Annotated in this window: 23 protein-coding genes; 19 read left to right on the forward strand and 4 right to left on the reverse strand. The window is 69.8% G+C overall.

Features of this window, described 5'->3' with window-relative positions; translation table 11 throughout:
• The first annotated feature begins 80 nt into the window (after window positions 1-80).
• The 8 genes from AB0L53_RS50060 (at window position 81) to AB0L53_RS50095 (ending at window position 7,201) form a co-directional block, all read left to right on the forward strand.
• Window positions 81-854 carry a site-specific integrase gene (locus tag AB0L53_RS50060; RefSeq protein WP_364011123.1) on the forward strand — a complete coding sequence of 258 codons (774 nt, stop codon included), beginning with the start codon at window positions 81-83 and terminating at the stop codon, window positions 852-854.
• Between the two features lie 131 nt (window positions 855-985).
• Window positions 986-1,219, forward strand: coding sequence for a winged helix-turn-helix domain-containing protein (locus AB0L53_RS50065; RefSeq protein WP_357955340.1), 234 nt, complete (start codon window positions 986-988; stop codon window positions 1,217-1,219).
• 5 nt (window positions 1,220-1,224) lie between these two features.
• Entirely contained in the window at window positions 1,225-1,695 is a 471-nt protein-coding gene (locus tag AB0L53_RS50070) for a Clp protease N-terminal domain-containing protein (protein WP_364011272.1), read from the forward strand.
• A gap of 226 nt (window positions 1,696-1,921) precedes the next feature.
• A complete protein-coding gene (locus tag AB0L53_RS50075; RefSeq protein WP_364011127.1) occupies window positions 1,922-2,824 on the forward strand; it encodes an ABC transporter ATP-binding protein in 903 nt (300 codons plus the stop codon).
• The gene (locus AB0L53_RS50080; RefSeq protein ID WP_364011130.1) at window positions 2,821-3,666 is read left to right on the forward strand and encodes an ABC transporter permease; all 846 of its coding nucleotides are present in this window, start codon (window positions 2,821-2,823) and stop codon (window positions 3,664-3,666) included. Before AB0L53_RS50075 ends, AB0L53_RS50080 begins: the two co-directional genes overlap by 4 nt.
• Window positions 3,667-3,935: 269 nt before the next feature.
• Window positions 3,936-4,691, forward strand: a complete 756-nt coding sequence (locus AB0L53_RS50085; protein WP_364011133.1) for an SDR family oxidoreductase — start codon at window positions 3,936-3,938, stop codon at window positions 4,689-4,691.
• Window positions 4,692-4,762: 71 nt separating this feature from the next.
• Window positions 4,763-5,632 (forward strand): ABC transporter substrate-binding protein, encoded by an 870-nt coding sequence (locus AB0L53_RS50090; protein ID WP_364011136.1) that lies wholly within the window; start codon window positions 4,763-4,765, stop codon window positions 5,630-5,632.
• A gap of 117 nt (window positions 5,633-5,749) precedes the next feature.
• The gene (locus tag AB0L53_RS50095; protein ID WP_364011139.1) at window positions 5,750-7,201 is read left to right on the forward strand and encodes a hypothetical protein; all 1,452 of its coding nucleotides are present in this window, start codon (window positions 5,750-5,752) and stop codon (window positions 7,199-7,201) included.
• 60 nt (window positions 7,202-7,261) lie between these two features.
• On the opposite strand, the gene AB0L53_RS50100 is transcribed toward AB0L53_RS50095, so the two are convergent.
• Entirely contained in the window at window positions 7,262-8,221 is a 960-nt protein-coding gene (locus tag AB0L53_RS50100) for a YafY family protein (RefSeq protein ID WP_364011142.1), read from the reverse strand.
• 62 nt (window positions 8,222-8,283) lie between these two features.
• Between AB0L53_RS50100 and AB0L53_RS50105 the strand changes: the two genes are divergently transcribed.
• From AB0L53_RS50105 to AB0L53_RS50135, 7 genes are all read left to right on the forward strand, one after another.
• Window positions 8,284-9,399 (forward strand): epoxide hydrolase family protein, encoded by a 1,116-nt coding sequence (locus tag AB0L53_RS50105; protein WP_364011145.1) that lies wholly within the window; start codon window positions 8,284-8,286, stop codon window positions 9,397-9,399.
• 85 nt (window positions 9,400-9,484) lie between these two features.
• Window positions 9,485-9,709 carry a hypothetical protein gene (locus tag AB0L53_RS50110; protein ID WP_364011148.1) on the forward strand — a complete coding sequence of 75 codons (225 nt, stop codon included), beginning with the start codon at window positions 9,485-9,487 and terminating at the stop codon, window positions 9,707-9,709.
• A gap of 35 nt (window positions 9,710-9,744) precedes the next feature.
• Window positions 9,745-10,149, forward strand: a complete 405-nt coding sequence (locus AB0L53_RS50115; protein ID WP_358548033.1) for a GntR family transcriptional regulator — start codon at window positions 9,745-9,747, stop codon at window positions 10,147-10,149.
• A complete protein-coding gene (locus tag AB0L53_RS50120) occupies window positions 10,146-11,033 on the forward strand; it encodes an ABC transporter ATP-binding protein (protein WP_364011151.1) in 888 nt (295 codons plus the stop codon). The genes AB0L53_RS50115 and AB0L53_RS50120 overlap by 4 nt, the downstream gene beginning before the upstream one ends.
• Entirely contained in the window at window positions 11,030-12,079 is a 1,050-nt protein-coding gene (locus AB0L53_RS50125) for an ABC transporter permease (RefSeq protein WP_364011154.1), read from the forward strand. Before AB0L53_RS50120 ends, AB0L53_RS50125 begins: the two co-directional genes overlap by 4 nt.
• Entirely contained in the window at window positions 12,076-13,494 is a 1,419-nt protein-coding gene (locus tag AB0L53_RS50130) for a S41 family peptidase (protein ID WP_364011157.1), read from the forward strand. Before AB0L53_RS50125 ends, AB0L53_RS50130 begins: the two co-directional genes overlap by 4 nt.
• 12 nt (window positions 13,495-13,506) lie before the next feature.
• Window positions 13,507-14,661 (forward strand): alpha/beta hydrolase, encoded by a 1,155-nt coding sequence (locus tag AB0L53_RS50135; protein WP_364011160.1) that lies wholly within the window; start codon window positions 13,507-13,509, stop codon window positions 14,659-14,661.
• Here the strand turns inward: AB0L53_RS50135 and AB0L53_RS50140 are convergent.
• Window positions 14,608-14,883 carry a TetR family transcriptional regulator C-terminal domain-containing protein gene (locus tag AB0L53_RS50140; RefSeq protein ID WP_364011163.1) on the reverse strand — a complete coding sequence of 92 codons (276 nt, stop codon included), beginning with the start codon at window positions 14,881-14,883 and terminating at the stop codon, window positions 14,608-14,610. The two genes, AB0L53_RS50135 and AB0L53_RS50140, sit on opposite strands and share 54 nt — an antisense overlap.
• 56 nt (window positions 14,884-14,939) lie before the next feature.
• On the opposite strand from AB0L53_RS50140, the gene AB0L53_RS50145 reads away from it, so the two are divergent.
• From AB0L53_RS50145 to AB0L53_RS50155, 3 genes are read left to right on the forward strand one after another with little or no spacing between them, the layout of a single operon-like run.
• Window positions 14,940-15,332: a GntR family transcriptional regulator gene (locus AB0L53_RS50145; RefSeq protein ID WP_364011166.1), complete on the forward strand. Its 393-nt coding sequence runs from the start codon at window positions 14,940-14,942 to the stop codon at window positions 15,330-15,332.
• Window positions 15,329-16,174 (forward strand): ABC transporter ATP-binding protein, encoded by an 846-nt coding sequence (locus tag AB0L53_RS50150; RefSeq protein WP_364011169.1) that lies wholly within the window; start codon window positions 15,329-15,331, stop codon window positions 16,172-16,174. The genes AB0L53_RS50145 and AB0L53_RS50150 overlap by 4 nt, the downstream gene beginning before the upstream one ends.
• A complete protein-coding gene (locus AB0L53_RS50155) occupies window positions 16,171-17,133 on the forward strand; it encodes a hypothetical protein (protein ID WP_364011172.1) in 963 nt (320 codons plus the stop codon). The genes AB0L53_RS50150 and AB0L53_RS50155 overlap by 4 nt, the downstream gene beginning before the upstream one ends.
• Before the next feature lie 37 nt (window positions 17,134-17,170).
• On the opposite strand, the gene AB0L53_RS50160 is transcribed toward AB0L53_RS50155, so the two are convergent.
• Entirely contained in the window at window positions 17,171-18,289 is a 1,119-nt protein-coding gene (locus AB0L53_RS50160; protein ID WP_364011175.1) for an NAD(P)/FAD-dependent oxidoreductase, read from the reverse strand.
• 53 nt (window positions 18,290-18,342) lie between these two features.
• On the opposite strand from AB0L53_RS50160, the gene AB0L53_RS50165 reads away from it, so the two are divergent.
• Window positions 18,343-19,035, forward strand: coding sequence for a TetR/AcrR family transcriptional regulator C-terminal domain-containing protein (locus AB0L53_RS50165; RefSeq protein WP_364011177.1), 693 nt, complete (start codon window positions 18,343-18,345; stop codon window positions 19,033-19,035).
• Between the two features lie 44 nt (window positions 19,036-19,079).
• Here the strand turns inward: AB0L53_RS50165 and AB0L53_RS50170 are convergent, their stop codons facing one another.
• Window positions 19,080-20,630 (reverse strand): alpha/beta fold hydrolase, encoded by a 1,551-nt coding sequence (locus AB0L53_RS50170; RefSeq protein WP_364011180.1) that lies wholly within the window; start codon window positions 20,628-20,630, stop codon window positions 19,080-19,082.
• Between the last annotated feature and the right edge of the window lie 43 nt (window positions 20,631-20,673).

Here is a 20,673-nt window from a genome sequence, read left to right on the forward strand (position 1 = left end):
GAACAGCTAACAAGGCGAGCTGGGCTGGAACCGGGAAGCTGATTTCCCAGTTCAGGACCTATATGGCGGCTGGTGCCACGTTGGTTAACGACACCCCAACAAACACCTGGAACGCCCGCCGCGCCGCCGTACTGTCCTGGCTGGCCTGGTGCCGCGAGCACGGCCACACCGCACCAGCCGTACCCGCCTGGGCCAAGCGGCTGACCGCACCCGACAGCCAGACCCCCGCCCGCTCCAAGACCGCGATCGACCGGCTGATCATCCGCCGCGACGTCGGCGTCCGGGAGAAAACCCTCTACAGGCTCCTGTATGAGACGGCCGCCCGGGCCGAGGAAATCCTCACCCTCAACATCGAGGACCCGTGCCTGACGGCCCGCCAGGCACGGGTCAAGGCCAAGGGCGCCCACGCCAAGACCCGCCGCCGCGGTCAGGCCCGCGAGGACTTCGTGCTGGAGACCGTCTACTGGGACGCCGGCGCCGCTCGGCTGCTCCCTCGCCTGCTCAAAGGCCGCACCCGCGGCCCGGTCTTCGTCACCCACCGCCGCCCCGGCCCCGGCAAGGTCGTCAGCCCCCGCGACATCTGCCCCGACACCGGCCTGGCCCGCCTGTCCTACGGCCAGGCCCGCGCCCTGCTGGACGAGCACACCGCGCTGAACGGCCCCGGCACGGGGTGGGACCTGCACGAATTCCGCCACTCGGCGCTGACCCACCTGGGCGAGGCGGGCGCGAGCCTGCTGATGCTGATGGCCAAATCCCGGCACAAGAAACCGGAGAACCTGCGGCGCTACTTCAAGCCCTCACCGGACGCCATCGCCGAGATCACCAGCCTGCTCGCCCCTCGGACCAGCGGCTGACCCGCTCGACTTGCTCAACCAAGATCGCGATTGTGGGTTTTGGGCTTACCTTGGCTACACCCCTACTTGTCGTCTGAGGTTCTAAGCAACCGACGTTGACTATCGACGGCTAGTCAACTAGGGTTGCTTATATGCCGGTCGAAGACGTACCCGTTCCCAAGGATCCCGCCGACTCGCTGGCGGCCGTCGTGGCGCTGCGGCTCTTGGCCGATCGGCTGGAGGACGCCGCCGTGGAGCAGGCCATGCGCGCGGGCTGGAGCTGGCCGGATGTCGCCGAGGCCCTCGGCGTCACCCGCCAGGCGGTTCACAAGAAGCACGTCAAGCGGCTCATCGCCGCCGGAGTCGCGCTGAGGAGACGACAGTGAGTGCGATGGATCACTACATCAACGCGATCATGGAGCGGGGGGCGGCGGAGGCACAAGAGAATGGGTCCTCGGCGATCGAGGCCCACCATCTTCTGCTGGCGATCGCGGCCGACGAAGGCACCGCCACCCACCGCGTCCTGGCCGCTGCCGGGCTCGGGCGGCAGGCGATCCGGGACGCGCTCGACAGGGAGTTCGAGCACAGCCTGAGTGCGGTCGGCGTGAGCGTCGCCGCCTTAGACCTCCCCAAACCCGCCGCCACCCGCGAGCCTCCGAAGCTCGGCGCTTCGGCGCGGCTCGCGATCGAACGCGGCTTCACCGCCGCCACCGGCAAGAAGGACCTGCGGCCGGCGCATCTGCTGCTCGGCATCCTGGACACCGAGATCGGCACGGTCCCCCGCGCGCTCGCCCTGGCCGGTCTGGACCGGGTGGATCTGATGGCACGCGCTCGGGAGGCGCTCGCCGGGAACAGCTGGTAGGCCCACCGCCTCGCCTACCCGTCTGAACCGTCCTGTTCTGAACCGTCCCGTTCTGAACCGTCCCGGTCTGGCGTTCCCTTTCCCTATGGCCCGGCCTGGGCCGCAGCCGCCCGCGCAGCGACGCGGGCCGCTCGGCTCAGGCCGTGATCAGGCATGCCCTCGCAACGCCCCACACCGGCATGTGCGGCGAGGCCGAGGCGCTCAATCCACGAAGAAAGGTCATCTCATGACGACGAGTGACAAGGTCGTGCTCGACGTCGGCGGGCTGCACATGCGCTACGGCTCGGTCGACGTCCTGCACGACGTCACCTTCCACGCCCGCCACGGCGAGGTGCTGGCCCTGCTGGGCCCGAACGGCGCCGGCAAGACCACCACAATCGAGATCCTGGAGGGCTTCCGCACCCGCTCACGGGGCCAGGTCAAGGTGCTCGGCACCGACCCCGCGCACGGCGACGAGCGGTGGCGGGCCCGGCTCGGGGTCGTGCTGCAGTCCTGGCGCGATCATGGCAAATGGCGCGTACGCGAGTTCCTGACCCACCTCGGCACCTACTACGCCCCGTACACCACACCGCGGATACAGCGGCCCTGGCACCCCGACGAGCTGATCGAGGCGGTCGGCCTGACCGAGCACGCCGGCAAGAAGCTCAGGATGCTGTCCGGCGGACAGCGGCGCAGGCTGGACGTGGCGATCGGCCTGGTGGGCCGTCCCGAGCTGCTGTTCCTCGACGAGCCCACCGCCTCGTTCGACCCGCAGGCCAGACACGAGTTCCACGATCTGGTACGACGCGTCGTCGGCACCGGCGAGACCACCGTCCTGCTCACCACCCACGATCTGGACGAGGCCGAGAAGCTGGCCGACCGCATCCTCGTACTCAACGGCGGGCGGATCATCGCCGACGGCACGGCCGGCGAACTCGCGCAGCGGATCACCGGCGAGGACGAGGTGCGCTGGCTGCGCGGCGGGCAGCGCTTCACGGAGCGGACCACCGACTCGACCACGCTCGCCCGCGAGCTGTTCGCCCGATACGGCGACGACATCCACGAGCTCGAAGTCCACCGTGCCTCGCTGGAACAGATCTACCTCTCCCTGGTCCGCCAGGCCGAATCTCCCCAGGAGGCCACACGATGAACCCGGCCACGACCGTACTGCGCACCGGCTGGACCCGCGGCCGCATCGAGCTGCGACAGTCGTTCACCAACGGCGCCGATCTGTTCTCCCACTTCCTCTGGCCCGGACTGATGGTGGCCACCATGTTCTTCATCCGGGACCTGCCCTTCGGATCCAGCGGGCTCCTGCTGGGCATGCTGGCGCTGCCGAGCATCCTGGGCATGAACGCCGCGACCGGCATGATCAGTATGAGCCAGCAACTCACCGCCGACCGCGAGGACGGCACCCTGCTGCGCGCCAAGGCGACCCCGCACGGGATGCCCGCCTATCTCATCGGCAAGGTGATCTCGGTCTCCGGCAGTCTCTTAGCCGATCTGGTCATCTTCCTGGTGCCCGCCATGCTCCTCGTCGAGGGCCTGCGGATCGGCCCCGGCTCCTGGCCCACCCTGGCCTGGACGCTGGCGCTCGGCCTGGTCGCGACCCTGCCGCTCGGCGCGGTCCTGGGCTCGGTGTTCACCAGCGCACGCGCCCAAGGGCTCATCCAGCTACCGTTCCTGGCCGTGATCGGCATCTCCGGCATCTTCTACCCGATCACCGCGCTGCCCGAATGGCTGCAATGGATCGCCCAGACCTTCCCCATCTACTGGATGGGCCTGGGCATGCGGTCAGCCCTGCTGCCGGACTCGGCGACGGCCATCGAGATCGGCCAATCCTGGCGACACCTGGAGACCGTCGGCGTACTCGGTGCCTGGGCGGTGCTCGGCCTGCTCCTGGCGCCGGTGGTGCTGCGGAGGATGGCGCGCGGCGAGTCCGGCTCAACCATGACGGCGCGCCGCGAGCGCGCCCTGCAGCGGGTCGGATGACGCCATAACCGGCAACCGACCGAAGCGATAGAACCCCATGTGGCCGGGTATGCGGAGCTCATGGGGGAGCACAGCGAAGTCGAGTCGTTAGGCGACCACGGATAGCTCGCGCGCATCCGCCTCTTCGGAACGATCCCCTTAAACACACCCCCGGCATCGACGATGTACGACTCGGGGCGGTCATGCCGACGGCCCGCGAAAAGAGCAGCCCGCGAAAAAGAGCAGCCCGCGAAAAAGAGCAGCCCGTGAAAAGAGCAGGAGGTGGGCCCGTGACTGGGGTGACCAGCAGGGTGGCATTGGTGACAGGGTCCAGCAGCGGAATCGGTGCGGCCACCGCGCGCCTTCTGGCCGAGCGAGGGATGCGCGTAGTGGTCAACTACCTCCGCAGCGGCGCGGCAGCCGAGGAGATCGTGGCCGGCATCGAGGCCGCGGGCGGCCAGGCCATGGCCGTGCAGGCCGACGTACGCGAGGCGGCGGCGGTCGAGAGCCTGACCGAGCGGGTACGGGCGGCATGGGGCGGCATCGACGTGCTCGTGCACAACGCTCTCACCCCGTACGCGATCAAGCCGTTCCAGGACATGACATGGGAAGAACTGGGCGGCAAGCTCGACGACGAGATGCGCGCGGCGTACGTGATCACCAAAGCCGTCCTGCCCTCCATGGCCGAACAGGGCTGGGGACGCATCGTCTACATCGGTACCGGCCTCAGCCACCGGCCCCGGAAGAACATGATCGCACTGGGCACGGCCAAGGCCGCGCTGGTGCAGTTCGCCCGCTACCTCGCCCAGGAGCTGGGCCCGCGGGGCATCACGGTCAACGTCGTCGAGCCTGGCCCGGTGGAGGACACCCGCATTGCGGCGAAGGCGCTCGACGAGGAGCAGAAGAGGCAGCAACTGGCCGCCACTCCCCTGGGCCGCCTGGCACAGACAAGCGACGTCGCCCAAGTGGTCGCCTTCTACGCCAGCGAGGACAACGGCTTCATGACCGGCACGACGGCCGCGGTCGACGGCGGGATGTCCATGTAGTGACCCCAGTCTGGCCGGCATCCGGTACACCGTCACGGCACGCGCGGTGACACGATCAAGGAAAGACGTCCATGGACACGATCGATCTCACCTTCGTCGGGCGGGGCCTGCACGAGGAACTGGCCGCCTACATCGCCGACCAGCGGGACTACTATGCCGACGAGGGCGTCCACGTCGCGCTGCGCGACGGCTGCGCCTGGGACAACGAGCGGGTGCGCCACGGCGCCACCATCGGACTCGGCCGGGCACTGCTGACCCGGCTGACCGATGGCATCCCCTGGGTCGCACTCAATGTCAACACCCACCGCCCGCTGTTCTGGTTCCTCGCCCGCTCCGGCCTGACCTCCCTGGCCGACCTGGCCGGCCGGCGGCTGGCGATACACGCCCCCCACACCGCACCTGGCTGCTTCGCCCGGATCGTCCTGCGCCAGGCCGGCCTCGACCCGGACCGCGACATCCAGACCATCGTCCGCCCGCCCGGCGACTACGGCATGGACCTGCGCCGGCTGCGCGACGGAAAGATCGACGCCGCCTTGGTCGGCAGCACCATGGCGCCGGAGGCGGTAGCCGCCGAGAACGGTTGGCAGGTGCCGGCCTGGATCGGCGACCACTTCCAGATCCCCACCGTGGGCGTGGCCGTCGACCCCACCTACGTCCAGCCTGACGACCCCGCAGTCCAGGCGGTCGTACGAGCCCACCGGCGCGCCCTGGAGACGATCCGCAACGAACCCGACATCACGCTGCGGCACATGCAGACGTTCATCGGCCGACACACCGCGGACGAAGTCCGGGCCCACTACGAGACGTTCATCGCACCGTATTTCAGCCCCGACGGCCAAGTCGACCTCGACGTCGGCGCCACCGCGATCACCGCGGTCGCCGCCGAACTCGGCATCCCCGCCACCGTCACCGCGGCCGAGTTCTACCGCACCGCACCCTAGGAGCCCGGCGCTGGCTTACCTGGGCGAAGCAGGCGGGGCCGCGTGGTGGGAATGGTCTCTGTCCGCCCTATAGTTCATGACCGCCGACCCCGCTCATGATCGACGATTGAGGGCCGAATGATCATCTACACCCACGGCGTCCGCGTACTGGAACTGGACGAGTGCCGCGTTCGCCTGCGCGTGTTCCTGGCCGACTACGATCCGTCCCAGCCTCACAGCGATCTTCTTCCTCAGGGGCGGAGCTTCTTCTTCGGCGTGTTGTGGCAGGCCGCCGACGGGGAGGCGGGACGGCGGCGCGGCCCGCTCAACGGCCACGTCGCGCTTGAAGACACCCTCGACCCGGACTGGGTCGAAGCGAACGCCGGCCGCTTTATTGAGAGCGTGGAGAGAGTCAGCGCCCGGAACCTCCCTCCTGGCGATGAGCTTGCGGGCTTCTACGAAACCCACTACACGGAACTCGATGGGCGCCTCCACCGGTGGCATGAACGATGGGAACATGAGGACCTACTCGTCCAGGCCGACTACGACGTCGTCGTCACCGACGCGCGCTGGCTGGAGCCGCTTCGCGAGGGGCAGGGAATGGGCACCGGCTTCGCATCATGGGGCTGGACGGTGGCGGGCGGTCAGTTGGTGCGTCGCGGCCTGATCCTCACGGAGCGGGGCGACAGAGAAGGGGCGTCTGACGCGTTCCGGCGCGCGACCGCTGTCGACGACCCCGAGGCCACGGTGCGGGCGCAGCTGGCCCTTGACGATCTTGACATCGACCTCGAAGCCCTCCACTTCGGCGACCGGGTCGCCCACGAGGTGAGAGCTGCCTTGGAGCTCTGCGTCCGGCTCTCCGAGGAGGGCCGGGACGCGGAGGCGCGGGCCGCGTTCCTGCTCGTGCACTCGTTCGGAAGGCCGGAGTTCATGGGCGAGGCCCGAGAGCGCGCGGGTATGGTGTCCCCCGCCGAGCGCGCGCATCGGCTCATGAGCGAGGGTGACCGCTCCGGGGCGCTGAAGGAGTTGAGGCGGGCGTACGACGGCGGAGACGGGGTGATCGACTTCGCCGTGGCCCTTCTCGACGCCGACTTCGAGACCGCCGATGCGACGTGGCCCGGCGGCGACCTCGACCTCACACGGATGGCGCTGATCGCCGCCGATCTGGTATTCGTCCATGCCCGCGAGGGCGGCGACGACATAGTGGCTGCCCTGCTGGACTTGCGTGTGACGGCCGAGCTCGGGTCGACGATGTGGCGGTACGTGCTCGAAAGTAAGAACGCCTACCCGGAGGAGGTTGCCGCCGCCATCGGTGAGCGCCTGATGCGGACGGCGGTGGCCATGCACTTGCCCGAAGACGTGCGGTGTATCGCGGAAACGGCCGGTACCCGTTTCCCGGAGCTGGCGGCAGCCGCCTACGCCGAGCTCGGCGATCATTATGCGACCTTTGGCGAACCCGAGCAGGGCGAGGCCGCCTTACGGGTGGGTGAGATGCGAGGCGACCCCACCGCGCTTCGGCGCGCGGCCGATTCCGGTCACGCCGGGTTCGCCGAGCAGGCCCTGACACTTCTCAGCGAGCTGGGGCAGTAAAGGCGTGAATAGGGCTTGTTGTCCGAGCTTCACCTGGGCGACAGGACACGGCAAAAGCTGTCAGCCAGTCGCTCGTGCGTACCGCTCGGCGAGACGGCGCAGGTGCGTGCGGAGTTCCGGCGGCCCGGTGACGTCGAAGTCCGCGTCGAGCAGGCCCAGGTAGACGCCGAGGGTCTCGACCGTGTCCGCGCCGGTGTGCAAGACGCAGGTGCGTTCGTCGACGATTTCCACTGTTCCGACCGCCGGGCTGATCCGATCGGCGACGACCTCGGCCGGCGCGTGCACGGTGACCCGCGCCCGGTAACGCCAGGCGGCGGCGGATACCCGGCGTGACACGTATGCGGCGACGTCGTCGTCGGGCAGGTCGCGCGGGGCGAAGCGGGGGCCGGTCGGGGTGCGAGGTCGTATCCGGTCGACGCGGAAGGTGCGCCAGTCGTCCCCCTCCACGTCCCAGGCCAGCAGGTACCAGCGGCGTCCCCAGTTGACCAGCCGGTACGGCTCGACGGTGCGCACGGTGGCGGCGCCGGCGTGGTCGTGGTAGTCGAAGCGGAGCCGTTCCCGGTCGCGGCAGACCGCGCTCAGCGTGGTCAGGATCGACGGGTCGACGCTGGGACCGGGGTCGTCCCGGGGCACCGGCACCGTGTAGGTCTGCAGGGTGTTGACCCGGCGCCGCAGCCGTGACGGCAGCACCTGCTCCAGCTTGGCCAGCGCCCGCAAGGACGCCTCCTCGATCCCCGCGATGGCGCCACTCGTCGCGGTCCGCAGGCCGACCGTGACGGCGACCGCTTCCTCGTCGTCGAGCAGCAGCGGCGGCAGCGCGGCGCCGGCACCGAGACGGTAGCCGCCGGTGGCGCCGCGCGTGGCCAGCACTGGATAGCCGAGGCCGCGCAGGCGCTCCACGTCGGTCCGCACGGTCCGCCCGCTCACCCCGAGGCGCTCGGCGAGTTCGGTTCCGGTCCAGTCGCGTGGGGTTTGCAGGAGGGAGAGCAGTCGCAGGAGGCGGGCCGAGGTTTCCAACATTCCTCAAGGATCCCCGACAATTAGGAGTGATGTCTTCCTAATGGTCCGGCAGAGTCGATGACATGAACGAGATCCGCGATTTCCGCATCGACATCCCGCAGGCCGACCTGGACGATCTGACCGAGCGCCTGGCCAGGGTCCGCTGGGCCGACGAACTGCCCGACGCCGGCAGCGACTACGGCGTCTCGCTGCAGTACCTGCGAGGCCTTGTCCAGCGCTGGCGCGACGGGTACGACTGGCGCGCGTGGGAGGCGAAGCTCAACGCGTACCCGCAGTTCACCACCACCATCGACGGGCAGAACGTGCACTTCCTGCACGTCCGCTCACCCGAGCCGGACGCCACGCCATTGCTGCTCACGCACGGCTGGCCGACCACCATCGTGGAGTACCTGGATGTGCTCGGCCCGCTGAGCGACCCCCGAGCCCACGGCGGCGACCCGGCCGACGCCTTCCACCTGGTGATCCCCTCGGTGCCCGGTTTCGGCTTCTCCGGCCCCACCACCGAGCGGGGCTGGAACCGGTACCGGATCGCGAAGGCGTGGGCCGAGCTGATGCGCCGCCTCGGCTACGAGCGCTACGGCGCGCACGGCAACGACGGCGGCTCGCTCATCTCCCCCGAAGTGGGCCGCCACGATCCCGAGCACGTCATCGGCGTGCACGTCACCCAGGTCTTCTCCTTCCCCTCCGGCGACCCGGCCGAGCTGGCCGGCCTGTCCGAGGAGGACCAGAAGAAGGTCCAGTTCCTGCGGTGGTGGCTGGAGAACGGCGGCGCGTACGACAAGCTGCAGTCCACCGCGCCGCAGACCCTGGCACACGCGCTGGCCGACTCGCCCGTGGGACAGCTGGGCTGGAACGCGCAGTTGCTCGGCCCGAACCTCGACCCGGACTACGTGCTGACCAACACGATGATCTACTGGCTCACCAACACCGCCGCGTCATCGGCGCGCCTCTACTACGAGGACTTCCACGTGGTGGACAAGCCGACGGAACCCACGACCATGCCGCTCGGGCTGGCGAACTTCGCCTGGGACTTCCAGTCGATCCGCCCGTTCGCCGAACGCGACCACAAGAACATCGTGTCCTGGAACGTGTACGACACGGGTAGCCACTTCGCCGCGCACGACGCCCCCGACCTGCTGGTCGACGACATCCGCGGCTTCTTCCGCCAACTCCGCTGACCCCGGTCGGACCGGGCATGCCGGGCTTGCGCTCGCACGGACTCAGCGTGCCCGACCGGCGTTGTGAGGACGTTGTGGGCTCGTTGTGGGCGCTGGACTCGCCGCCGCGCCGTCGGCGCTACTGATCCAAGTGATCGTGGATCTTGGCGCGGATCCGGTCGGCGTCGGCGTGGCCGAGCTGTTCGAAGATGCCCAGTGCGCGGCGCCACGCATGGCCGGCCTGCCGGTCGTGACCGGCGGCATGGTGGGCGTCGCCGAGATACCGCTTCGGGCGCCGCGTACCGAGACAGCGATTCTTATGATCCTTTAACATGTAGGAGTCTAAAGTACTAGCAGGCTAGATAAATGGAGAAGCCAGTGATCGAGTTCCATCTGGACGGCAGGTCGGGTGTTTCGCCGTACCTGCAGTTGGTCCAGCAGGTACGGCATGCGCTACGGCTCGGACTGCTGCGCGAGGGCGACCAACTACCGACCGTCAAGGAGGTGGTGGCGCACCTGGCGATCAACGCCAACACCGTCCTGAAGGCCTACCGGGAACTCGAGCACGAGGGCCTGGTGGCCGCCCGGCCAGGGGTGGGGACATTCGTGACGGCGACGCTCACCGACACCTCCCTGGCCGCGCACGGCCCGCTGCGGATGGAACTGCGGCGCTGGCTGGCCAAGGCCCGCCGGGCCGGCCTCGACGAGGAAAGCATCGAGGCCCTCTTCATGACCACCTTTCGGACCACCGCTCAGGAGGACATAGCGTGAACGCTGTCCTGCAGGCCCAAGGCCTGGGCAAGAAATACGGCAAGCGCTGGGCGCTGCGCGAGTGCACCATCGACATCCCGGCGGGCCACGTCGTCGGACTGGTGGGGCCCAACGGGGCCGGTAAGACCACGCTGCTGAAGCTGGCCGGCGGCCAGCTGGAGCCGACGGCGGGCGGCATCACCGTGCTCGGCGGCCGGCCCGCGGCCACGCCCGCGCAGCTGGCCAGGGTCGGCTTCGTCGCCCAGGACACCCCTGTCTACGCGGGACTGACCGTCGCCGATCACCTGCGGTTAGGGACACGGCTCAACCCTCGCTGGGACGCCACCATGGCGCGAGAGCGTATCGCGCGACTCGGTCTCGATCCCGGCCATCGGGCGGGCAAGCTGTCCGGCGGGCAACGCGCTCAGCTCGCCCTCACCCTGGGCCTGGCCAAGCGACCTGAGCTGCTGATCCTGGACGAGCCGGTCGCCTCGCTCGACCCGCTGGCCCGCCGCGAGTTTCTGCAGAGCCTGATGGAGGCCACGGTCGAGCACAAGTTCAGCGTGCTGCTCTCCTCCCACCTGGTCTCCGACCTGGAACGGGTCTGCGACTTCCTGATCGTGCTCGTCGACTCCCGCGTCCAGGTCGCCGGGGAGGTCGACGAGCTGCTGGCCACCCATCACCGGCTCGTCGGCCCACGCCGCGATCCCGACCGGCTCCCCGCCGGCCAGCAAGTCATCTCCGCGCGCCACACCGACCGGCAGAGCACGTTCATCATCCGTACCGACGCCCCGATCCACGACCCCGCCTGGACGGTCAGCCAGCTCAGCCTGGAGGACCTCGTCCTCGCCTACATGGAGAAGCGCACCGCCGAGAACCGAGTCGCCCTGGAGGTGCAGCGATGATCTGGCTGACCTGGCGCCAGCTGCGCGGCTCGGCCGCGATGTTGGCCGCCCTGCTCGTCATCCTCGCTACTGCCCTGGCTCTGACCGGCCCGGACCTGGCCTCCGACTACTCCACCGGTATCGCCGCTTGCATTCAGGACGACACCTGCGTCCGCTTCTACGACCGGTTCTTCGGCGCGCACGACATGCCCTTCATGGCCGTCAGCCTCGTCGTGCTGCTCCTGCCCGCTGTCGTCGGGCTCTTCTGGGGAGCACCGTTGATCACCCGCGAGCTGGAGACCGGCACGCACCTGCTGGTGTGGAACCAGACTGTCACTCGCGGCCGCTGGCTGGCGGTCAAGCTCGGGTTCACCGGCCTGGTCGCCATGGCCGCCGCCGGCCTGTGCGGCCTCGCGGTGACCTGGTGGTCTGATCCCCTGGACAAGTCGGCCCCGGGCGACCTGGCCTTGATGGCTCCCCTGGTGTTCGGCGCGCGCGGCATCGCCCCGATGGGGTACGCGGCGTTCGCCTTCGTCCTGGGCGTGACCGTGGGCATGCTGGTGCGCCGCACACTGCCCGCGATGGCCCTCACGCTGGCCGTCTTCGCCGCGATCCAGCTCGCTATGCCGCTGCTGGTCCGGCCCCACCTGATGCCCCCGGTCACGGGGACCTTCGAGCTCAGCGAGACGAACGTGGACGGCATCGGCATAAACCGTAACCAAGGCGGACAAGTGGAGATTCGCCTGAATGCGGCTATTCCCGGCCAGGCGGGCGCCTGGGTCCTGTCCAGCGGTCTCGTCGATCCGTCCGGACGTCCGGCTGCCGGTCCCGAGCCCGGAATCGGGATCGTCAAGATCTCGACGACGTCGGGACCCTGCGCACCGTCGTCATCGACAATGGGCGCCTGCCCGACGGAGATCAACCGGCTCGGCTACCGGCAGAAGGCGACCTACCAGCCCCTCGACCGCTTCTGGCCCTTCCAGTGGATCGAGACCGGGATCTACGCTCTGCTCACCCTCGGCCTCACCTGGCTCTCCTTCTGGTGGATCCGCAGGCGCCTGTCATGACCGCCATCAAGATCGCGACCGCCGGGCTCGCCCTCCTGCTGGCTTCGGCCTGCACGGCGCCGGCGCCACCGCGCAGCCAGGCGAGCGCGGCAGCCAGTACGGTCTGCGCGGCGCCCCAGGGACCCCCCGGGGCGGAGACGGCCACCACGATCGACGTCATCGAGCAGGCCTACTTCTGCATCCTCGGCAACTACTACAGCGGCCCCACCCTCGACGCCCGCGCGCTGCTGGCCGCCGGATTCGTCGCACTGACCCAAGAGCTCAACCGCAACGGCCGCGACCTGCCCGAGGCCACCATGCCCGCGCTGACGGGCGACCGCAAAGCCGACTGGACCGCCTTCGAGACCGCCTACCGCAAGATCACCGACCAGGTCCCCGACCTCCGCGACAAGCTGGCGATCGTCACCCTCGAGGCCATCGTGGCCGCCCTCGGCGACAACCACGCCCGCTGGACACACGACGCCAAGCGGCCGCCCGACTACCACGACGGCGACGGCTACGGCCTGGGTCTGCAAGCGAACGTCGAACGCTCTCAGGTGGAGGGCGACCCCGGCGTCGCCCTTCCCCCGCTGTTCGTCACCACCGTGCAGGGCGGCGCGGCGCAGGCCGCCGGGCTGCACGGTGGTGACATCATCGAATCGATCAACGGCTCGGCGCCCTTCATCGACGGCAAGCCCACCCCCGCGATCGCCGCCCTCAACCCGCAATACCCCGAAGCGCGCCCGGTCCGGCTGCGGCTCCTGCGCCAGAGCACCGGCCGCCGCTGGAGCATGACGCTCAAGCCCGGCCTCTACCAACGGGACCTGGCCGCCCTGCAAGTGGTGCAGTCCAAACTGCTGGACGACAGCATCGCCTACGTACGGCTGCGCGGGTTCGCCCCCGACTCCGCCGACCGGGTCCTCAAAGCGATCTCCAGGCTGCGCACCGGCCGCACCCTCACCGGCGTCGTACTGGACGTGCGCGGCAACGGCGGCGGCAGCCCCACCGAGGCGACCCGGCTGGTGAGCGCGTTCGGCCACGGCAAGGTCACCGCCTACCAGTGCACCGTGGACGGCAAGTGCGAGACCGCGCGGACCGACGACACCGTCGAGCTGGTCAACCTGCCGCTGATGGTGCTCACCGACCGCGGCTGCGCCTCGGCGTGTGAGCATTTCAGCTCCGCGGTCAAGGACCATCGCCTTGGCCGGCTGGTCGGCACCAGAACCGCCGGGGTCATCTCCGGGCCGGCGCAGTCACACCTGCTCGGCAACAACACCCTGCTGGGCTTCCCCACCAGGCACCACCTGGGGCCCGATCGCGAGGTGATCGACCGGATCGGAGTGCCGCCCGATCACTTCGTGCTCCTGAGCCCCGAGGACGCGGCCGCCGGGCGTGACCCCGCCCTGGCCAAGGCCCTGACCTTGCTGCACACTTGAACGGACCTCGCGATGAGACACCCTTTGGCAGTCGCCGCAGCACTGACCGTCCTGGCCACGTCCGCCTGCACGGCACCCGCGCCACCCCGTTCCGCCGCCCCCTCGGCCACACCGACCGGCCCCACCACCCTGCCCGCCCCCACCGGCGCCCACCCGGTCGGCACCACCGCCCTGTATCTGAAGGACACCTCCCGCCCCGATCCGTGGAACCTCGATGTCAACGCCAGGGAGCTCAAGGTCACCCTGTGGTATCCGGCCAAGCAGCGGGACGGGAAGCGTGCGCCGTACATGACACCGAAGGAATCGGAGCTCGCCATAAGGCGCTATGGGGTCGCGGGCGTCCCGGACGACACGCTGAACAAGACCCGCACGAACGCCATCAAAGACGCGAAACCCGCAGGGGGAAAGCTTCCGCTGGTGGTGCTGTCCCCCGGCTTCACCAATCCGATGAGCACGCTCACGTCGCTGGCCGAGGACCTGGCCAGCCGAGGGTACGTCGTGGCCGGCATCGACCACACCTACGAAAGCTACGCCACGACCCTGGCCGACGGGCGGGTCGCCGAATGCCTCGCCTGTGACAGCGACACCGACCCGGGCTTCGGCACGGGAGTGGTCCAGGGCCGGGCGGCCGACGTCTCCTTCGTACTCGACCAGTTGCCCTCGAAATGGGACGGCGCCAGCGTGATCGACCGCTCCAGAATCGCCATGGTCGGCCAGTCGATCGGCGGGGCCAGCGCCATGGCCGCCATGCTCAAGGACCCCCGCGTGCGGGCCGGAATCGACATGGACGGCACCACCTACGCCCGGATCCCCAAGAGCGGGTTCACCCGGCCGTTCATGTTCCTGGGCTCGGCGCAGCACGTCCCCGGAGGCCGCGACACTTCGTGGGATCGCGACTGGAAGCTGTTGACCGGGTGGAAGCGCTGGCTCGTGGTGACCGGCGCGGAACACTCGACCTTCACCGACGCCTCGCTGCTGGCGGGCGCCCTCGGCATCAAGCCCGCCTACGGCGTTCCTCCTGCGGCGCGCGCCGCCGAGCTCACCCGCACATACGTGGCGGCCTTCCTCGACCAGCACCTGAAGTCCAAGCGGCAGCCCCTCCTGGACAAGCCGTCATCGCGCTACCCCGAGGTCAAATTCTGCCCCGCGACCTGCGCTCAATCCTGAGGCCTGGCACGTTCGCCGAAGCCATCGGGAATGCTGACCACAGCTCGCCCATCTCGGTGGTGGCCGCACGCTGGTCGGGTCGAGGAGGCACTGCACCTGCAGACCGTCGATCAACGCCACGAGATCCGATTCGGCACCCGCGATGCTCGTCCCCGGCCGCACGAGTCCTCGGGCGTGGAGTTCCTCGAGCGCATCGCGAAGATACCGTTCCCAGGTTGACAACGGACGGTCGAATCCAACACCCTTTCACTATTCGAATAGTGAAAGGGTGCTTTCGGTTGATCGAGTTCAACCTGGACCGCAGCTCGGGGGTTTCGACGTACCTGCAGCTCGTTCACCAGGTCAAACAGGCGCTCCGGCTCGGTACGCTGCGGCCCGGCGACCAGTTGCCGACCGCTCGCGAGGTGGTCGAGACCTTGGCCATCAACCCCAACACCGTGCTCAAGGCGTACCGGGAACTGGAGCGCGAAGGGCTGGTCGAGGGACGTCCGGGGATGGGGACGTTCGTCCGGCAGGGCATCGCGGGTGCGACGCTCGCCGAGCACACGCGGCTGCGGCGCGGTCTGGAGGCGTGGGCGCGCGAGGCCCGCGGGGCCGGGCTCGATCAGGAGGACCTGCGGGCGCTGTTCAATGTGGTCCTGGCCGACGTCGCGAAGGAGGGTGTGGCATGAGTCCCAGGCTGGAGGCCACCGGGCTGGGAGTCCGCTATCGCCGTACGTGGGCGTTGCGCGACTGCTCGCTGGCCGTGCCCACGGGACGTGTGGCGGCGCTCGTCGGGCCCAACGGCGCGGGCAAGACCACGCTCATGCACGCGGCCGTCGGCCTGCTGCGACCCGCGCTGGGAAGCGTCCGCGTGGCCGGCGAGGCGGCGTTCGTGGCGCAGGACAAACCGCTGTACGACAGCTTCACCGTCGCCGAGATGCTCACCTTCGGCCGCCGCATGAACACCCGCTGGGACGCCGCCGCCGCTGCCGGGCGGCTCGCCGGGCTGGGCATCCCGCTGGAGCGGAAGGTGAGCGGCCTGTCGGGCGGGCAGCAGGCGCAGGTGGCGGTCACGCTGGCGCTGGCCTGCCGGCCCGACCTGCTCGTGCTGGACGAACCGCTGGCCAACCTCGACCCCCTGGCCCGCCACGAGGTGATGCGCTCGATCATGGCGGAGGTGGCCGAGCGGGAGCTGACCGTACTGCTGTCCTCGCATGTCGTCTCCGACCTGGAGGAGACGTGCGACTGGCTGATCGTGCTGAACGGAGGCCGGCTGCAGGTCAGCGGTGACATCGAGGACCTGCTCGACGGGCATCTCGTGCTCACCGGGCCGGAGGAGGCGTCGGCGGCGGGGACACGGGTGGTAGGCGCGAGCCGTACCGGCAGGCAGGTCAGCATGCTGATCAGGGGCGCGCCCCCGCTCGATCCGCGCTGGCAGGCGCGGCGCCCCGGACTGGAAGAACTCGTCATGGGCTACCTGCGCAGCCCCGAGTCGGCGGCACTGCCGGGCCTGACGGGGGTGGGCGCGTGATCTGGGTGACGTGGCGCCAGCACCGGGCACAGCTCCTCGTGACGGCGGGCTTCCTGGCGCTGCTGGGAGTGTTGCTGCTGGGTTCGGCGCTGGAGGCGAGCCGGTACGTGGCCGAGCACGCCCCGCCCGGCTGCCCGGGGCCCGCCGTGGCGTGCGGGGACCTGGCGGTGGCCCTCGGGCAGCGTTACGACGCGGCCTACTCGGTGTTCGGCTGGATGCCGCTGGTGGCGCCGGCGCTGATCGGGGCGTTCTGGGGCGCGCCGCTGCTCGGCCGCGAGTACGAGCGCGGCACCCACCGCCTGGCCTGGACCCAGTCCGTGTCCGTGTGGCGGTGGCTGGCGGTCAAGCTGTCGATCCTGGGCGGGGCGGTCGTGGCCGGGGGGCTGCTGCTGTCGCTCATGGTGAGCCTGTGGCGGCCGGTGTTCAGGGCGGGCGTCGACTCCACGTTCGGCAACATCGGCGTGTTCAACATGGTCGGGGTGGAGCCGGCGGCGTGGTGGCTGTACGCCTTCGCTCTCGGCACCGCGGCCGGCACCCTGTTCCGGCGTACGCTGCCGGCGATGGCGTTGGTCGTGGCCGGTGTGGTGGTCACGATGGTCACGCTGTTCCAGCTGAGCGACCACTACGCCGAGCCGACGCGTACCGAGTTGTCCGGCACGGTGCTGCTGGACGATACCGACGCCCGGCTGGTGAGCGCCGCCTGGGTGGAGCCGTCCGGGAGAGAGGTCGCCGAGCCGGTCGGCAGCGGCTGCCCGCGGCGGGTGGATGTGGGGCAGAGCGACAAGAACGCCAGGGCGTGGCAGGCGTGCCTGTTCGGCAAGGGTTACCGGTACGCGGTCTACTACCATCCGTCGTCCAGGTTCTGGCGCTTCCAGTGGACCGAGGCGGCGATCCTGACGCTCGCGTCGGCGGCCCTCGGCGGTCTGGCCGTACGCCGCACCCTTCGCCGCCCCGGCTGACAGGGCTCCTCTGTCAGCGGCGGCGATCCAGTGGCAGTCAGGATGGCTGGACCTGGTCGAAGAGGGCGAGGGCTTCGGCGGGGTCCGGGCTCACGAGGCGTTCCAGACCGGCCGTCGTGATCTTCGCCCACTTGCCGGCCCGTGCCCACATCTGTTCCTCGAAGGCGCGGACGACCTCGTCCAGGTCGCCGGGGGCGGCGGCGATGGACTCGGCGAGTTCGGCGCCTTCCAGCATCGCGAGGTTCGCGCCGACCCCCAAGGGGGGCATCAGGTGGGCGGCGTCGCCCAGCAGCGTAACCCCGGGGACGTGGTCCCAGGTGTGGGACACGGGCAGGACGTAGAAGGGGCGGTGAACGAAAGCGGTGCCGTGGCGGAGGAGGTCGAGGACAGGAGCGGCCCAGCCGTCGAACAGAGCCAGCAGGCACGATCGCATGGCCTCGACGTCGGCCGGGTCCAGGTTCGTGTGCCAGTCCAGCGGCGCGCGGAATTTGGTGTAGACCTTGACGTGGCCGCCGCTGTTGCGCTGGGCGACGAGGGAGCGGTTCACGCCGTACACGGCCACCGAACCGTCGCCGATCAACCGGGCGAGGTCGGGGTGGCGGGTGTCGACGTCGTCCAGGGAGGTCTCGACCGAGCTGACGCCGGTGTAGTGCGGCGTCACCGGCGAGAGCGCCGGGCGGACCCGGGACCAGGCGCCGTCCGCGCCGACCACGAGGTCGAACGCCTCCTGTCGCCCGTCCGCGAAATGGACCAGCACGCCATCCGGGGTCCCCGGCACCACCTTCGCCACGCCCCGCCCCCACTGAACCTCCAGGGGGCCGAGCAGCAGGTCACGGAGTTGCCCGCGGTCGATCTCGGGATTGGCCCGCTCATCCGGACCGGGTCGCCAGTCGCGCAGGACGGTCCCGTCCGTGTCCAGGATGCGCATGGCCTGCCCCTCGGGACGGGACAGCGCCTGGTACTCCCCCAGCAGCCCCGCCTTGTCCAGTGCACGCTGGCCCAGCCCTTCGTGCAGGTCCAGCGTGCCGCCCGGGGGGCGGGCGTCGGGGGCGGGATCGCGTTCGAAGACGGTGGCGGGGTGATCGTGGCGGTGCAGGACACGGGCGAAGGTAAGGCCGGCGGGGCCTCCCCCAATCACGGCGATACGATGTCTCATGTCGATACACTGTATTTGACAATTACAGCGTATCGCAACAGTACGATGTACCCATGACTGTGTGGGACCGGCCGGAGCCGCCGACACGACCCGTGCCGCTCGACCGGGAGCGAATCGTCGCCGCCGCCATCGCGCTGGCCGACGAGGGCGGGCTGGAAGCGGTGTCGTTGCGCAAGGTCGCCGCCCGACTGGACGCCGGCCCGATGCGGCTGTACGGATACATCTCCACCAAGGAGGAGCTGTTCGACCTCATGGTGGACGAGGTCCACGCCGAGATCCTCCCCGAGGAGCAGCCCGCTGACTGGCGGGAGGCGCTGCGCGTCCGCGCCCACCGCACCAGGCAGGCCACCCGCCGTCACGAATGGCTGGCCGACCTGCTCGGCGGCCGTCCGGCCCTGGGCCCGAACGCCCTCGCCGTGACCGAGGCCACGCTGGCCGCCCTCGACGGCCTCGCCGACGTCGACACCGTCAGGCGCGCTGTGGAGACCGTCAGCGCCTACTTCACCGGCGCGATCAGGCGCGAGATCGCGGACGTGCGGGCCGAGCGCGCCACGGGCCTGTCCAAGCGCGACTGGCAGCGCGCCTCCGGCCCGCATGTGCGCAGGATGCTGGCCACGGGCCGCTTCCCGACGCTGGCCAAGGCCGTGCGCGACGGCGCCGAGGTGGATGCCGAGGAGTCCTTCGCGACCGGCCTCGACTGGGTCCTCGACGCCGTGGCCGCCAAACTCGCCCGGCCGCCGGCGTGACGCTCAGGATTTCCAGGTGCCATCCGTGGCGCCCGCATCGGTGGTCAGTTCGGGGTTCCGTTGCCCTTGCAACCCGTGTCGATCCGGCCCGTCTCGAAGTACTTCACCACGTCGGCGGCGCACTCGGGCACCCGAGTGGCCGAGACGTGCACGTCGTCGGCGATCGTGTAGACGGTGCCGCCGATGGCGCGCCGCGTCTGCAACGTCCAGTCATAGACGGACATGAACTCATACAGGTGCCCCGCCAGCACCAGTGACCCGCTCCCCCGCTTCAACGTCGGCTGCTGTACGGGCAGCGGCCACCCCTGGCACAGGGCACCCCCGAATCCCCCGGACCGGCCGGTCGCCGGATGGCGCTTCACGAGCTGCTGGTAGGCACGCCAGGCGGTGCCGAAAGCGGGCCGGCTGCTGTCCTCGTTGCACTTGACCGCCCAGTTCATGGTCATGTTCAGCATTTCAGGCGCGCCAGGCAGGGGGGTGCCCATCATCTGACCGCCGCTGAGCATCTCCTTGACGGTGGGCGGGGCGGTGGTGCCCGTCGCCGTCCGCAGTTCGGCCAGTGCCTTGCCCGCGCGTGCCCACTCGGTCGAGATGCGCTTGGCCAGGTCGGCGACGGCCGAGCCGTCGATGGGCCGCGGCAGGTCGGTGTACGTCTTGGGGCTCTTGTCGTAGTCGCGCACCAGCTTGGCCACCTGCTCGCGCACCTCCCGGGCGGTGGCGCCGAGACCGTAGGTGTCGTCGCGGCGGCTCAGCCAGGTGGCCATGCGCCCGAAGTTACGTTCGGCCGCCTGCGCGCTGCCTTTGGTGTGCTTCATGAGATTGGTCCACGGCGGCGCCACGCTGTCCAGGAAGGCCCGTCCAGTGTGCTCGGGGAACAGGCTGCGGTACACCATACCCAAAGAGCTGCCCCAGGACAGGCCGAGCAGGTTGAGCTCGCGCTCACCCAGCGCGGCCCGCACCAGGTCCAGGTCCTTGGCCGCGTTGTCGGTGGTGAGCTGACCGAGGAAAGCGGGGTCGGAGCGTCCGCACTTCTGGTTGGCCGCCACCTGGCCGTCGTACACCTTCCTGGCCGCCTCCTTGGTCAGCGCGCCCGGCTCCTGCGGGCCTCCTGGCGAGAGAGGGCAGTCGACCTTGGTGCTGTAGCCCACTCCGCGCGGGTCGAAGCCGATGATGTCGTATCGCTCGTTGAGCGCTGCCGCCTCCTTGTTGAGCACGGTCCGCACCGGGTCCAGGTAGCCGCTTTGGCCGGGCCCTCCCGGCAGGACGGCGAGGGCGCCGAGCCGGTGGGCCTTGTCGGTGGCGGCCAGCCGGGTAACCGCGATGTCGATCTTCCGCCCGCCGGGGTCGCGGTGGTTCAGCGGGACGCCGACCGTCCCGCACTCCAGGCGCTTCATCAGCGTACGGAAGGCCGGAACCTGCTCCTGCGTCACACGCAGGCTCCGGATCACCTCATCGGAGTAGTCCGGGCAGGATTTCCACTGAACGGACGACGTACCGGAGCTCGGGCCGGCATGTACGGCGGCCGTCGCGGGTGCGGGCAGGCTCAACGCCAGTACCGCGCCTGCCAGCCCGGCCAGGCCCATATTCATGGTCATGATTTCTCTTTCGGGGATTTCACTACCGGCCGGCCGGCACCGA

The sequence above is a fragment of the Nonomuraea sp. NPDC052129 genome (assembly GCF_040680095.1).
Taxonomy (GTDB): domain Bacteria; phylum Actinomycetota; class Actinomycetes; order Streptosporangiales; family Streptosporangiaceae; genus Nonomuraea.

Bases quoted from the DNA above. Each gene is read 5' to 3' on its own strand.
- AB0L53_RS50065 (WP_357955340.1), top strand. From the start codon at position 986: ATGCCGGTCGAAGACGTACCCGTTCCCAAGGATCCCGCCGACTCGCTG.
- AB0L53_RS50070 (WP_364011272.1), top strand. From the start codon at position 1,225: ATGGATCACTACATCAACGCGATCATGGAGCGGGGGGCGGCGGAGGCA.
- AB0L53_RS50075 (WP_364011127.1), top strand. From the start codon at position 1,922: ATGACGACGAGTGACAAGGTCGTGCTCGACGTCGGCGGGCTGCACATG.
- AB0L53_RS50080 (WP_364011130.1), top strand. From the start codon at position 2,821: ATGAACCCGGCCACGACCGTACTGCGCACCGGCTGGACCCGCGGCCGC.
- AB0L53_RS50090 (WP_364011136.1), top strand. From the start codon at position 4,763: ATGGACACGATCGATCTCACCTTCGTCGGGCGGGGCCTGCACGAGGAA.
- AB0L53_RS50095 (WP_364011139.1), top strand. From the start codon at position 5,750: ATGATCATCTACACCCACGGCGTCCGCGTACTGGAACTGGACGAGTGC.
- AB0L53_RS50100 (WP_364011142.1), bottom strand. From the start codon at position 8,221: ATGTTGGAAACCTCGGCCCGCCTCCTGCGACTGCTCTCCCTCCTGCAA.
- AB0L53_RS50105 (WP_364011145.1), top strand. From the start codon at position 8,284: ATGAACGAGATCCGCGATTTCCGCATCGACATCCCGCAGGCCGACCTG.
- AB0L53_RS50115 (WP_358548033.1), top strand. From the start codon at position 9,745: ATGGAGAAGCCAGTGATCGAGTTCCATCTGGACGGCAGGTCGGGTGTT.
- AB0L53_RS50125 (WP_364011154.1), top strand. From the start codon at position 11,030: ATGATCTGGCTGACCTGGCGCCAGCTGCGCGGCTCGGCCGCGATGTTG.
- AB0L53_RS50130 (WP_364011157.1), top strand. From the start codon at position 12,076: ATGACCGCCATCAAGATCGCGACCGCCGGGCTCGCCCTCCTGCTGGCT.
- AB0L53_RS50135 (WP_364011160.1), top strand. From the start codon at position 13,507: ATGAGACACCCTTTGGCAGTCGCCGCAGCACTGACCGTCCTGGCCACG.
- AB0L53_RS50150 (WP_364011169.1), top strand. From the start codon at position 15,329: ATGAGTCCCAGGCTGGAGGCCACCGGGCTGGGAGTCCGCTATCGCCGT.
- AB0L53_RS50160 (WP_364011175.1), bottom strand. From the start codon at position 18,289: ATGAGACATCGTATCGCCGTGATTGGGGGAGGCCCCGCCGGCCTTACC.
- AB0L53_RS50165 (WP_364011177.1), top strand. From the start codon at position 18,343: ATGACTGTGTGGGACCGGCCGGAGCCGCCGACACGACCCGTGCCGCTC.
- AB0L53_RS50170 (WP_364011180.1), bottom strand. From the start codon at position 20,630: ATGACCATGAATATGGGCCTGGCCGGGCTGGCAGGCGCGGTACTGGCG.